Origin of the sequence: Candidatus Phytoplasma solani (assembly GCF_040126175.1) — a bacterium.
GTDB lineage: Bacteria > Bacillota_I > Bacilli_A > Acholeplasmatales > Acholeplasmataceae > Phytoplasma > Phytoplasma solani_A.
This window is the reverse complement of record NZ_CP155828.1, coordinates 663370-677027: the sequence shown is the minus strand read 5'-3', so window position 1 is coordinate 677027 and position 13658 is coordinate 663370. Positions and strand designations below refer to the sequence as shown.

The window sequence follows — 13658 nt, the reverse complement described above, 5'->3', positions numbered from 1 at the left end:
GGTATCCTCTTAACTAACTACTTCGTCTCAATCCGCTTTTATGGTCTGCTGTAATCCCTTATTCTTTCGTTTAACGGACCGACCATATCCATTCAGTGTTTATCGCACTGGTTATTGGTTAGATAACACGATATTTAGGCATCTTTGGCGCCCTTATTTGTTTAGTGATGTTAACACACAAAGATTGATGTTTCAAAATATCAATATTTTTGAAATGCAAATCGGTTGATTGTTTCATTTGATTAATTCCCTTTCTATAATAAAAAAAGACTCTAATTAAAGAGTCTTTTTCGGGGGGTAAAATTTTATTTTTTTAGTACGCCATTGAATAGTTCCATCTTTTTTAATAGTTTTGATTTTGCCGTTACTATAATGGATATATAAATTGCCGTTTTGACATTTTTTCTTAATGACTATTGGCATTTGGTATTTCTCCTATTTTTTTTATTATTTGTTTTGTGTTGAAGTTGGAATTTTTAGCTTCCATCGCTTTTAAAACAATTTGAGGACCTAGATTTTTTCTTTTTAAAAATTCCTGATAACCCTTTTCTACTTGATGAAAGTAAGCTAAGGAACTAGTTTCAATAACATCTAATTGGTGGTTGTTTTGATTTAATTTACGTTTTAAACCTATTTGGGGGTGAATTTTTAGATAAACGGTGATATCAGGTTTAATGAATAATTTAGTTAAATTGTTAAAAAGATAATATTTTTTATCAATTTGATTAGGATATACACGATATGCAAAATTAGAGCCTAACCAACGATCAACTAAAATAATTTTAGGGGTTTTTAAGTGGGGTTTGATGCGTTCTTCTTGGGTTTGAATCATGTTGGCAAAACTTAAAAAATATCTAGTTAAATTGTGTAATTTGTTGTGTGTTAAAAACGTTTCACGTATAGAATTCCCGATTGTAGAACTTCCTAATCCGCGAATAACAATCACTTCTTTGCCTTGTTTTTTTAATTCACGTTTAATACGGATAGATGAATTGCGCCTCAATAATGGGATTTGTTTTTCCATTATATCTACTACAATCCGCCCCCGTCCAAACCGTACGAGCAAGTTTCCAAGCATACGGCTTTCCATAATTTACTCTCTTTCCAGAACTAATTTCACCTTGCGGCTGATTAGCTATTTATTCTTATTGTTCTTTTACTTTTTTTATTTAATCTGATGTCATGCATTTGTTGGTTTGTTATTTTACGATGACAACCCATACATAACACTTTTGTACTTTTATTCACCATACTTTTGCGATTCGCGTTGCGGACCGTTCCAATATGATGAATGTGGAGTTGGGTTGTTTTGCCGCACTTTTCACAACATTCCGCTTTAAGACGGTCGGTTAGATTCGTACGGCCTTGGAATATAAATGAGTTGATGGTAATATCAGGATTTTCCTTATAGCTACGCATTTTCTTGATTTTATCCCAAGAGTAAACAATCCATGATTCATACTTGGTTTTCCCTTTATTAATATAAGGGATGGCCCAAGTTGAGCCTCTACTAAATTTCTTTCGAACTCTGGCAAGTGACGTTTTCCGTTTTCTTGCCAAGGTTTTCAAACAACTATATTCAGCTAGATAGGTTAGATGGGTTAATGCATTTAGATTGTTAGCTAAGCAAAAGTATTGGATGATTCCACATACGATTGTTTTATAAGTGCGTATTATTTCTAATTCGTCCCTACTTGCTAATGTTTCATCATGCTTAATCTTTTCTCTTTTTAACCAATTGTATTCATATCCATATTCTTTGGCTTTTGCTTTGGGAACTTGGATTTGTACCCGACCGTTTAGGGATTTTTTGTGGGTTTTCTTGGTGAGTTTGCTACTGGTTGGTTTTACCTTAATCATGTAGGATAGAAACCTTGTGCCCTTGTTGGCTTTTACAATTTTTGATTTATTTTTACTAATTGTTAGTTTTAAATCTTGTTCTAGCCATTGAGTCACTTGGTTTTTAATAGTTTCAGCTTTGTCATATTTTCCTTTAATTCCTATGATAAAATCATCGGCATATCGGATATATTCAACTCTTGTTTTTGGATTTAGGTTAATTTGTCTATCAATCCCCAGTTTATGATGCATTCCTTGATGGTATGCTTTTCCATATTCTGGGTTTGCTTTCCTTATTGGTGTTCCTTCTTTAATTAGTTCATCCATTTTAAGGTCAATGTAATGTAAATATACATTCGCCAACAAAGGGGAAATAATTCCTCCTTGGGGAGAACCAGATAAAGATTCATATTTGATACCGTCTTTCATAAATCCAGCTTTTAACCATTTATGAATGGTTGCAAGGGTTTTGTTCTTTTTGATGAACTGATTTAAAGTTCTCATAAGAATTTCATGGTTGATAGTATCAAAATAACCTTTCAGGTCAATTTTGATAATGTAATCAATTCCCGTAAATCTTTGTCTGACGCGTTTTATTGCGTCGTGACAAGATTTTTTGGTTCTAAATCCAAAGCTCCATTCTGAAAAGATTTTTTCAAAGTATGGATTTAAGAGTTGTTCGAGACCTTTTTGTATCAACCTATCTTTTATGGTAGGTATTCCAAGAGGTCTAACCTTATCGTTGTCTTTGGGAATGAGTATTCTTTTAACAGGGTTCGGATTGTAACAGTTATTGACATATTCCTTGTGGTATCTTTCTAGTTTTCCTAAATTGATACCGTCAATGGTTTTATTGTCAATTCCTGGTGTACCCGCACCTTTGTTTGCGGCGATTCTGTTGAACGCCGTTAACGTATTATGAAAGTTATTCATTCCTTGCTGTAATTCCCTTTTTAAAGGATAGTTGTTTGTGGAACAATATTGAATCTTATTCAATGTTCGCGAAAGCTTAGTTTCTAGTGATACAGTTGTTGACATAATTTATCAACTCCCCTCTTGATTACATTGAATAAATAATAAATTACTGACTTCTTTTGCCCTATGAGGGTTGTTAACCTTCTTCTTGGGAGGTCGATTATCTTAGTTATTCCAAACTAAGTTTTACTTCTCCGACTACTAAAAAGTCTCTTTATCCTTGAGCGTCTTAGCATTTATTCCTTGACCTGTTAATTAAATAACTTGCTTTTAGGATTCTCCAAGTTACTCTAAATATCTACCTTTGTCCTTTAGGTGAAGTAACCGCTTATGTTTTAATGTCTTTCCTGACTGTCGGTGAGATTCCAGGTTGTTTTTGTTGATAAACTATCCAATACAAGCGTTATATATTGATAGACTCTGGACTATACGGTTTCGGTAGTTTGCGTACTAGGTTAACAAATTACATCTGCTTTTCTTCTTAGGCCATTGCAGGCTTATCCATGGGACAATTTGGTGGCGGTATCATCTTGACTAACTAACTTCGTCTCAACCCGCTTTGATAGTCTGCTGTAACCCATGATTCTTTCGTTTAACGGACCGACTATCTCCTTTCAGTGTTTATCGCACTGGTTATTGGTTAGATAACACGATATTTAGGCATCTTTGGCGCCCACGCTTTTTATTAGACTTGTTTTTCCACTGCCGTCAAGTCCTTCGAAAACGATTAATTTCATGATTTTTTCTCCTTTTAATCTTAATTTGGGCATAAAAAAAGACCTTCAATTTGAAGGTCTAAATTAGGGTTTGTTTTAGTTTTTAAAAATAGGGAAATGCAAGGAATAAATTAATGTTTTAAAATTGGGGGATGAGTCATATTTTAAAATTACAACATCACTTCCGATTGATTGAGTCAAAAATTGTTTTCCTTTGTTTAATTCTTGAATGGTTGTATTCAAGTTTGCGTCCCAAAATTTTTCAGTTCGATCTAAAAAAATAAGTATATTAAAATCAGTAAAAAAACCAATTTCTTGTTGGCTTAATTCAATTATGGGAATAATGTCTTCTTTATCTTCTAAATAAAAAACTGCCATTTTCCCACGAATGATGAAATTATTATCGTAAATTTCAAAACTGAACGTGGAATAACTTTCGTCCCAATTTTTGAAATGGAAAATTAATTGTTTTTTAGGAATTTGAAGGTATATTAATTCTAAACTATTAATAAACACATCAATTAAAGCCATATTTTCCATTTTTTGTAATGTTTTGGTGTTTCTATAATAATATTTTGAAATAAGACGGTCGAAAATATTATGAAATTTTTTAAAATTTTTGTTAACTATTTTTATTCTATTTTTATCCATTTTAATTCTCCTTTAATTTTATTTTGGATATAAAAAAAAGACTCTCATAAAGAGAGTCTTGGTTATGATTTGTTTTGCTTAATATTTGTTTATTCAAAATATTGGTCTTTAAATTGTTTGTAACAATGTTGTTTGAGGCGGACTTCAAATAATTATATAAAATGTTATTAAGGGATAAAATAATGTGTTTTAAGTGTATTGTGGGTTTTTATGTTTTAAGGTTGTGTTTTTCTGTATAAAGGGTTATATAGCTTTTTTGGGATTGAAGTGGAGGTAGTAGGTTTTACATATAACATGATTATCTTCATCTTTTTTTGTTTGTAGGACAATTAACTTCATCCATGAAAAAGTCTTTGTCTTCTTCGAGTAACCATTTAGGGCATTGTAGTTAAAAATTATTCTAATTCTTTTGGTTTTTGAGGAGGTCGAGTAGTATCTAAAAAATTATAATAAACAGTCCCGCATGTATGTCCGTCAATATACCAATCATCAGAAAAAATATTTGTTACATATTTATAATAATGTTTTAGTTTTTTTAGTTTCTTTGTTTTTTTTGTCACTCCTTGCTCTTTTCTTGTCAAGTTTTGTTATTTAATTTTTCTTTTTGACAGTTTGGAGTTTTTTTTGGTATTAATTTAAAATTACAAATAATTATCGCTTTTATTTTTTTAATTTAGATTTTATATTAATTATCATCTACAAGGCCATTAAAGGCCTTTTAAATGCGTTTTTTACATATTAAAAAAGACTAGGTTTTAAATCTAGTCTTTTTAATTACATCATGTCGTTATCACCTTCTTCTATTGGTTTACTCACTGGTTGTGTATAATCATTTACAAATTGTCTTATTTTTTGTAAGTGAGAATTGTTTGATAAGTCTAATTTGTTAATAAAGTCTTTTAATTCTTGTAAATCATAAGTGACTTCACAATATGGAACTGATTTTGTTCCTCCAGTTAAATAATCAGGAATAGTTTTTGTAGTTAAATTAATTGATATATTTTTAGGTTGATTAGTTGATTGTAAAGAATTTATTATATTTTGTGCCTTCGCTGTGCATTCTTGCGACAACGCTGTGGATTCTTGCGCATAGGTTGTGTATCTTTGTGCCTCCGCTGTGTATTCTTGCGCATTCTCTGGGTATTTTTGCGCCTCCGCTGTGCATTCTTGCGCATCCGATGTGTATTTTTGCGCTTCCGTTGTGCAGCTTTGTGCCATCGCTGTGTATCCTTGCACCTCTTTTGTTTGTGGCATATAATCTCTACTATTAATGTATTGTTTTTCTAAGTTATGGGCGATATTGCCGATTAATTGAACTTTGTTTAACATTTTTTTATATTTTCTCCTTATTTTTTTTATTATTTGGGGTTAGTTTTTGAATGGCGTGTTCTTTTAATTTTTCTATTTGTTTTAAAGTTAAATTTAATTTTGTAGCTATTTCTTGATTTGTATATGTTGGTTGATGTGTGTCGTTAATGTTTTTTGTAGTAACGCCAAAACTCAAACAAATAACGTTGAATTCATTTTTACTTAGTTTGGTTTTTAATTTTTTTATTAATAATTCGTGTTTTACTTGTTTTAACCATAATTGATGCGGATTGGGGATTTTGTCGTAAATTGTTTGTTGTGAGTGTTGGTTTTCGTTAAAACTGATATTTCTTGGTTTGGTGGTTTTTTGGGGGATTGAAGGGGAATGGCTTTTTCTTATTAATTCGCGGATTTCCGATTTGATGGTGGGAGTAGCGTAGGCGATAAAGTCGTAACCTAAGTCATGGTAATTATTTAGGGCTTTGATTAAACCTAAAATCCCTTCCTGGTATAAATCCTCTTTAGTCAAAACTCGCGGATAGAAATTAAATTTGTTTGATAATTTTTTTGCTAACGGATAATGAAGTTCAATTAATTGATTGCGGGCCTCTAAATTCTTTTTATTTTTTAAAAAATCTTTAAATAATTTTTGTCTTAACATTTTAATCCTTTCTAAAAACGTTTTTAGAAAAGATATGAAATTATTTTTTAGTCTTTAAAACAAAAAAAGACTAACTTAATAGTTAGTCTTAAAGAATTTTTAAAAAATAAAAAGTGTCTAAAGTTTTGGAACAGTGCAGTTTTTCGAAAAAAATCATATTTTTTTTCGACAAAATTGTTGCTCTCAACTGGTTCTATTTTTGTGGAGCTTATCATTAGACGCATTTTACCCCCTTATGACAAAACTTGTAAAGATGTTGATGATTTATTACGTCAATACGGAAAAGAAGCATATCAAAAATGTTTTTTAGCTCCATACATTACTTATGAAGAGGCCAAAAAGAAAATCATAGTCGATTTAGCCGTTCATTTCTTTGGAGAATACAAAGTTGAAGTAATTAATTAAATTATTACTTTTTTTCACCAACATATTACACTCGCACATATAAACCACATTAACATACCCTTATAAACACGTATATACCCCTAAATTTTGCGTTTTATTTTCGCAAATTAGGGGTTATTATTTTTATAGCCAACAAAACAATCTAAAAGGAGAAAAAAATGAAAAACGACACAAACCAAGAAATTAGAATCGGAGGTTGGGAAACAAAATCACTCCCCAACGACTTAGTTCAAATTAAAAACTTTTTACAAACATTAAAACAAGATTTATTAAATATTACGATTGTTTCTCACTCTAAAAAGAAAAATTCCTATCAACAAGCAAATTACCGCCCAAAAAACCAAACCCTCTTTGTAGACCCTCAAATCTTAGAAGAAATCAAAAAGTATAGAATAGAAATAATCAAAAATCGTTCTCCTGAAAACGATAATAATAATATAACACTCACCAACCCCACAACGCCCCTTAAAAGCCAAAATAATACCCTTAAAACGCATTTCCCTATCTTCCAAATTAATTATCTTAACGAACAAAAAGACTACATTAAAGAATTGATAGGCAAAATAAATGTAGACAAACTAGACACTTTAAAATTATATAAATTAGATACCAAAAAACTAGATAAATACAATAACCCCATCAACACAAACTATAAAAAAGGATTAAATGTTATTTATTATCAGTTAGAAGATTTAAAATATATAAAATTATTTATTACCAAAAATAAACAAGGCTATCGTGTTAAAAAGCTTAGATCTGGATATTTATCAAATTTAAATAAAAAAGAAACAAAAATTAATAAATAATTATTACCACTTTATTACCTTTTGGTTACCACTTTGTTACCACTCAGTTACCACTTTGTTACCACTCAGTTACCACTTTGTTACCATTTGAATAGTTAAATTTCCTTGCCAAAACCAAACATTAAAGGGGGGGTGATATTTTATATATTATATCGATAATGATAATGATACTCGATATTTGATATTATCGTTATATCCTTTACCCATCATTATTATTATTCGATATAAAAATAATTCCCCATTTCCCCTTCCAATTATTAAAAGAGATTTTTTAAATCCAAAACCAACCAAAAGCCCTAAACGCGCTGAAGCGCTAACAAAATTTATAAGTATATATAATAAAAGAAAAAAGACGAAAAAGAAAGAGCCCCCCAAATTGCGCGTACCCCCCTTTTTTTTAAAAACAAATACAATTATTAGAGCTATAATAATTTATGTATATGATATAAAAAAAAGGAAAACGATATTTCAATCATGAAAAATATAAAATCAAAAGAAATATTAAAACAAAAAAATAAATTATTACAAACTCTAATGAAAACAACCCAAAAAACTAATAAAAAAACAGTTTTTAATTTAGTCAAAAAATTTAAAAATAGTTTAAATTTAACCACAATTTTAAAAACTATCAAAATCAAAAGAAGTACTTATTATTATTGGTTGAAAGTCGAAAATAAAATTAAAGAAAAAGAAGAAAAAAACCTTTTACAACAAAAAAGAATTAATGCTTTATGTTTAAATAATCAATATTTTTTCGGCCATCGGAAAATCACTAATTTATATCAACAAACCTTTAATGAAATAATTACCAAGAAAAAAGTTTATTCAATTATGAAAGAAAATGGCATTTGTTGTCGTTTAAGAATTAAAAAAAATAAATATAGTTATAAAAACAATTTAAAACCTAAATTAAAAGTAGTAGACAATCTAATCAATCAAGACTTTATATCAACTAATCCCATGCAAAAACTATTTACCGACATCACTTATTTTAAAACTTCCCAAGGGTTTTTATATTTTTCTTGTATTATCGATTCTTTTAACAACCAAATTATTTCTTGGCATACTTCAAAGTATCAAAATAAAGAATTAATTTTAAATACAATTAAAAAATTACCTAAATTAAAAAATCCATGCATCATTCACTCTGATCAGGGCACAGTTTATCAATCTCAAAAAATCCAACAAACTTTAACGAAAAAAGGTTTTTTAATTAGTATGTCGCGTAAAGCCAATCCAAAGGACAACGCAGTCATTGAAAATTTTTTCGGCCAAATGAAAAGCATTTTACAATATCAAAATCCATTTTTATTTCAAAAATCAACCGAAAAAGTTAAAAAAATAATCAATCAATTTCCTAAATTTTGGAATACTAAATGGTTTTTAGCTAAATTAAATTATTTATCTCCCTCTCAATATTTCTTAAATTTTAGATAATATTTTTTATTTAAATATTCAATCTTGAAAAAGGTTATCTTTTTGCACCTTTTTTTAAAAACAACATAATTGCGTAAAAAAATAATTTTAATTTTATTTTCTAGGGGGATTTTCCACTTTTTTTCCCTAGCTAGTTAGTGAAATGATATAATATTTAAAAAAAATATCTTTTGAAACTAGCAAATTTAAAAAAAGTTTAGACATTTTTTATTTGTAATTTTAATAATTTGTTTGTTTGAAAAGATATGAAATTATCTACTTATTTTTAAGTCTTAAAGAGTAATTTTTAAATAAAAAAATGTCCAAAAAAACGGAACAGCGCAAAGTTGGTTGAATCTTTAAAGTCTGCATTAACCAAACGAGCACGTCCAAGGTAGTAGTCTTTGTCTTCTTTGTAAGAAGTGTTTGGGGGCCTTTGTATTTAAGGATTAATTTGTTATAATCTAGGCCATTGAATTGTTGTTTTTCGAAATTGATATTTGAATATAAATGACTGTCATCTTCCATATCAAAAGATGAGCCGCCGAAGCCGTCTAAAGTGTTATGGTTATAAGTATCACAATCTTCATTCCAACGGTCATAAGGGTGGAGGTTTTTGACGTAAATTGGTAGATTAGAGGGTTCTTTTTGGGATTGGAGACGATCTTGGATGGTCATTAATTGGAAAAGATCCAATATTGTCTTTATTAGCGAGTTGTTGTTGATAATAACTAACCCCATTAAAGGCCATCCAAGATATAATGGATGTGAATCATAGGGATTATTTTGCCACGACTATCTATTTTTTCCCATTCTTTCATAAGGTTTGATTTGGTTTCTTGAAAGGTAGGTATAAGGTCTTTAGGGAGTTTAATCACTCCTGTTTCGGTTAAGATAATAAAACCAATAAGAATTACCACAAGAAAAATAATTATTAAGAAAAACCATTTGATTATTTTTTTAATTTTTGATCACGGTTATTAATTCCTTTGTAAGACTTTTTAATATAAAAGTATTTTAACATATTTAACTTTTTAATTTACCTTAAAACCATTTGCGGAACCAAGAAGTTACTTTTTCGACTTTTTTGTTTACTTCGTCTTTAATTTCTTTCGTAATTTTTGTAGTAAAAGGTTGCTTTAAACCAGTTCAGTTTTTTTTGGGGTAGTCTATTTTTTGTAGTTAAGCGCACTATCGTTAAATTATAACCCAAAAAATAAATTTAATTTTATTTAAGAAAAAAAAGATGTTGACAATGTGATAAAAAAATCATATAATATTATTGGCAGTCGTTAGTTTGAGTGCTAAGAGGTGTCGATTGTGCTTTCAGATAGAAAAAAATTAATTTTAAAGGCTGTAGTTGAAAACTATTCCCAAAAAGGACAACCAGTAGGTTCTAAATCGTTAATTCATTTGCCTGAATTTCAGTTTTGTAGTGCTACTATTCGTTATGATATGGTAAAACTAGAAAAAGAAGGTTTTTTAAAAAAAAACCACACTTCAAGCGGAAGAATCCCTTCTTTTAAAGGTTATACTTATTATTTAACCCATTTATTAACTAGAGATCACGATGTGGCTAGTTTGTTTCCCTTAATTGATAAAGTGATTCAAAAAAAAAGTTTTCATAAAGATAAAGTGATTAAAGAAGCGTTGGAATTACTTAATAATCTAACTAGTTATACAGCTATGGCGATTGGAGCTGATGTTTTTAATCATAGTAAAATCACTAAAATTGATTTTATTCCTTTAAATTACACTCAGGCTTTAATTTTAATTATCAGTGACAAAGGTAATGTCCAACATCAAAATATTTCTTTGGATCAAACAAAAGAGATTAGTATTTATTATTTAAAAGATGTAGTCAAAATTATTAGTGATTTGTTGGTGGGAAAATATTTATCAGAAGCTGTTTCAACTATTCAAAGTGATTTTTTTAAACAAACTATTGCGAAATATATTATTTTTCAAGAACAATTAATTGCTTTATTTATTGAAGCTTTTAGCAGATTTGCTTCAGAAAATATGTATTTTGCGGGAGTTTCTAAGATGGCTGAAAAAAAAGAATTTAGCAATTTAGAATTAATTAAAAAATTTATGAATCTTTTAGAACGCAAAGAATTGTTAAAAATTATGCTCCATCAAGAAGGATTGTCTTTTAAGTTGTCAGATGAATTGCAATTAACCCCTGTAAAAGATTGTATGATTTTATCTATTCCTTTCTTTGTTAACGAAAATGAAAGAGGAACAATTGCTATTTTAGGGCCTTCTTGGATGAAATATCCTAAAATTATTCCTCTTTTAGAATACTTATCAATTCATTTATCAAAATTAAACCAGGAATAAAATTTTTCAAAAATATTAAAAGAAGAGGTTTAGAAAAATGTTTTTAGAAACAAAAGAAGAAATAAATGTTTCCGAAAATAACAAAGAAAATAATCTAGAACAAAAAAATCAACCTTTGGAAACTCAAGAACAACTTAATCAAGAAAATCAAAAAGATGAAAAAAAGAAATCAGAAAAATCAGTGTTTAAGTTAGAAAAACAAATAAGTAAATTAAAATTTCAAACAGAACAACAAAAAAAAGAGTTTGATGATGAACTTTTAAAAAAACAAGCCGAATTAATTAATTTTAAAAAAAGGCTACATCAACAAAAAGCACAAGAAGTAAAATATGCTTCTGGTAATTTGATTTCAAATTTGTTGTTGCCTTTGGAACAATTAGAAAAAGTATTAGAATTTTCTACTGATAATGAATTATTAAAAAAATATTTATCAGGTTTTCAAATGATTCAACAACAAATTAAAAATATTTTACAAGAAGAAGGGGTGGAAGAAATTAAAGCGTTAAATGTCATTTTTGATCCAGCATTACATCACGCTTTAGAAACAATTTCTGATCCTCAAAAACCGAATAAAACTAATTTAAAAGTTTTACAAAAAGGTTATTTATATAAAGAAAAAATTTTAAGACCAGCGATGGTTCAAGTAAATGAATGGAGTGATAAAAATGGCAAAAACTAATAAAATTATAGGAATTGATTTAGGAACAACTAACTCTTGTGTTGCTATTATGGAAGGCGGGGAAGCAAAAGTTATTCCTAATGCCGAAGGCGGAAGAACAACTCCTTCAGTAGTATCTTTTAAAGGCAACGATATTATGGTAGGAGAAATTGCTAAACGACAAGTAATCACTAACCCCAACACTATTAGTTCTATTAAAAGACATATAGGAGAAACTAATTATACTGTTAAGATAAATGGCAAAAATTATACTCCTCAAGAAATTAGTGCTATGATTTTAACAAATCTTAAAAAAACCGCCGAAGAATATTTAGGAGCAGAAGTAAGTGAAGCTGTTATTACAGTACCTGCTTATTTCAATGATTCCCAAAGACAAGCCACCAAAGATGCCGGTAAAATAGCGGGTTTGAATGTGAAACGGATTATCAATGAACCAACTGCTGCTGCTTTAGCTTATGGAGTTGATAAAGGCAACAAAGAACAAACTATTTTAGTTTTTGATTTAGGTGGTGGAACTTTTGACGTTTCAATCCTTAATTTAGCAGATGGAACTTTTGAAGTTCTTTCTACTTCAGGTGATAACACTTTAGGTGGTGATGATTTTGACTTAAGGATTGTTGATTTTTTAGTCAAAGAATTCAAAAAAGATAATGGAGTTGATCTATCGAAAGATAAAATGGCAATGCAACGTTTAAAAGATGTTGCTGAAAAAACTAAAAAAGAATTAAGCGGCGTTACCACTAGTCAAATTTCTTTACCTTTCTTAACTATGAGTGCTGCTGGACCTTTGCATTTAGAATACAATATGACACGTGCTAAATTTAATGAATTAACTAAAGATTTAATTGATCGTTGTTTAGGCCCTGTTAAACAAGCTTTAAGTGATGCTAAATTAACTATTGAAAAAATCGATCAAATTCTTTTAGTTGGTGGTTCTACTCGTATTCCTGCCGTGCAAGAATTGGTAAAAAATGAATTAAAAAAAACCCCCAACAAAAGTATTAATCCAGATGAAGTAGTTGCCATTGGTGCTGCTATTCAAGGAGGTATTTTATCAGGAGACGTCAAAGATATTTTACTATTAGATGTCACTCCACTTTCTTTAGGGATAGAAACTTTAGGAAATGTTTTTACTAAATTAATTGAAAGAAATACGACGATCCCAACTTCTCAGAAGCAAATTTTTTCTACTGCAGCAGATAACCAATCAGCAGTAGATATTCATGTTTTACAAGGAGAACGTCCTTTAGCAGCTGATAATAAAACTTTAGGACAATTCCGTTTAACAGACATTCCCTCAGCTCCTCGCGGTATTCCTCAAATTGAAGTAACTTTTGACATTGATGCAAACGGTATTGTCTCTGTTAAAGCTAAAGATTTAGGAACTCAAAAAGAACAAAACATTACTATTTCAGGCAGTGGAGCTTTAAAAGAAGAAGAAATTAAAAGAATGATTCGCGAAGCGGAAGAAAACGCCGAAGCAGATCGAATTAAAAAAGAAAGCATTGATACTCGTAATGAAGCTGATAACATGATTTTCCTAACTAAAAAATCTTTAGAAGATTTAAAAACCGAAGTAACTCCTGAAGAAAAAGAAAAAATCGAACAACAAATTAAAGAATTAGAAATTGCTTTACAAGGAGAAGATATCGCCTTAATCAAAGAAAAAACAGCTAGTTTATCAAAAGAATCACAAAGTATTGCTATAAAAGCTTATCAAAAAACTCAACAAAAACAACAAGACAAAAAAACAGATACTTCAGAAAAAACAACTTCTTCTAACAAAAAAGATGGAGTTGATGAAGTAGTGGATGCAGATTTTGAAGAAAAATAAACTATCAAAATAATCAAAAAAAGGG

The 13658-nt window shown here is 29.4% G+C and carries 14 protein-coding genes and 1 pseudogene; 6 read left to right on the top strand and 9 right to left on the bottom strand.

All coding sequences use genetic code 11. The features are described 5' to 3' along the window. Positions 1-276 precede the first annotated feature (276 nt). From PSOL_RS03305 to PSOL_RS03275, 7 genes are all read right to left on the bottom strand, one after another. Complete coding sequence (locus PSOL_RS03305; protein ID WP_349401932.1) at positions 277-423, bottom strand: hypothetical protein; 147 nt, start codon at positions 421-423, stop codon at positions 277-279. Beyond that, entirely contained in the window at positions 407-1024 is a 618-nt protein-coding gene (locus PSOL_RS03300) for a dTMP kinase (protein ID WP_349402227.1), read from the bottom strand. The genes PSOL_RS03305 and PSOL_RS03300 overlap by 17 nt, the downstream gene beginning before the upstream one ends. 107 nt (positions 1025-1131) lie before the next feature. Beyond that, positions 1132-2877 carry a group II intron reverse transcriptase/maturase gene (gene ltrA, locus PSOL_RS03295; protein ID WP_349401878.1) on the bottom strand — a complete coding sequence of 582 codons (1746 nt, stop codon included), beginning with the start codon at positions 2875-2877 and terminating at the stop codon, positions 1132-1134. 749 nt (positions 2878-3626) lie between these two features. Next, positions 3627-4181 (bottom strand): hypothetical protein, encoded by a 555-nt coding sequence (locus tag PSOL_RS03290; RefSeq protein WP_349401931.1) that lies wholly within the window; start codon positions 4179-4181, stop codon positions 3627-3629. A 395-nt stretch (positions 4182-4576) separates the two neighbouring features. Further along, a complete protein-coding gene (locus tag PSOL_RS03285) occupies positions 4577-4741 on the bottom strand; it encodes a hypothetical protein (protein ID WP_349401930.1) in 165 nt (54 codons plus the stop codon). A gap of 214 nt (positions 4742-4955) precedes the next feature. Beyond that, positions 4956-5510 (bottom strand): hypothetical protein, encoded by a 555-nt coding sequence (locus tag PSOL_RS03280; protein ID WP_349401929.1) that lies wholly within the window; start codon positions 5508-5510, stop codon positions 4956-4958. 4 nt (positions 5511-5514) lie between these two features. Next, positions 5515-6150 (bottom strand): sigma-70 family RNA polymerase sigma factor, encoded by a 636-nt coding sequence (locus PSOL_RS03275; protein ID WP_349401928.1) that lies wholly within the window; start codon positions 6148-6150, stop codon positions 5515-5517. 213 nt (positions 6151-6363) lie between these two features. Between PSOL_RS03275 and PSOL_RS03270 the strand changes: the two are divergent. From PSOL_RS03270 to PSOL_RS03260, 3 genes and pseudogenes are all read left to right on the top strand, one after another. Continuing rightward, positions 6364-6555, top strand: a pseudogene (locus tag PSOL_RS03270) (toprim domain-containing protein); the annotation flags it as partial. Between the two features lie 158 nt (positions 6556-6713). Beyond that, positions 6714-7361 carry a hypothetical protein gene (locus tag PSOL_RS03265; protein ID WP_349401927.1) on the top strand — a complete coding sequence of 216 codons (648 nt, stop codon included), beginning with the start codon at positions 6714-6716 and terminating at the stop codon, positions 7359-7361. Between the two features lie 474 nt (positions 7362-7835). After that, positions 7836-8798 (top strand): IS3 family transposase, encoded by a 963-nt coding sequence (locus tag PSOL_RS03260; RefSeq protein ID WP_349401926.1) that lies wholly within the window; start codon positions 7836-7838, stop codon positions 8796-8798. 255 nt (positions 8799-9053) lie between these two features. On the opposite strand, the gene PSOL_RS03255 is transcribed toward PSOL_RS03260, so the two are convergent. Both PSOL_RS03255 and PSOL_RS03250 read right to left on the bottom strand, forming a co-directional pair. After that, positions 9054-9518, bottom strand: coding sequence for a hypothetical protein (locus tag PSOL_RS03255; protein ID WP_349401925.1), 465 nt, complete (start codon positions 9516-9518; stop codon positions 9054-9056). After that, complete coding sequence (locus PSOL_RS03250) at positions 9518-9697, bottom strand: hypothetical protein (protein WP_349401924.1); 180 nt, start codon at positions 9695-9697, stop codon at positions 9518-9520. The genes PSOL_RS03255 and PSOL_RS03250 overlap by 1 nt, the downstream gene beginning before the upstream one ends. Positions 9698-10097: 400 nt before the next feature. Here PSOL_RS03250 and hrcA point away from each other — a divergent pair, with 400 nt between their 5' ends. Genes hrcA through dnaK form a run of 3 tightly spaced genes read left to right on the top strand, consistent with a single transcriptional unit; the run spans position 10098 to position 13633 of the window. Next, positions 10098-11120, top strand: a complete 1023-nt coding sequence (gene hrcA, locus PSOL_RS03245; protein WP_434062268.1) for an HrcA family transcriptional regulator — start codon at positions 10098-10100, stop codon at positions 11118-11120. A 37-nt stretch (positions 11121-11157) separates the two neighbouring features. After that, a complete protein-coding gene (locus PSOL_RS03240) occupies positions 11158-11799 on the top strand; it encodes a nucleotide exchange factor GrpE (protein WP_349401922.1) in 642 nt (213 codons plus the stop codon). Continuing rightward, positions 11786-13633 (top strand): molecular chaperone DnaK, encoded by a 1848-nt coding sequence (dnaK, locus tag PSOL_RS03235; RefSeq protein ID WP_349401921.1) that lies wholly within the window; start codon positions 11786-11788, stop codon positions 13631-13633. Before PSOL_RS03240 ends, dnaK begins: the two co-directional genes overlap by 14 nt. Positions 13634-13658: the final 25 nt, after the last annotated feature.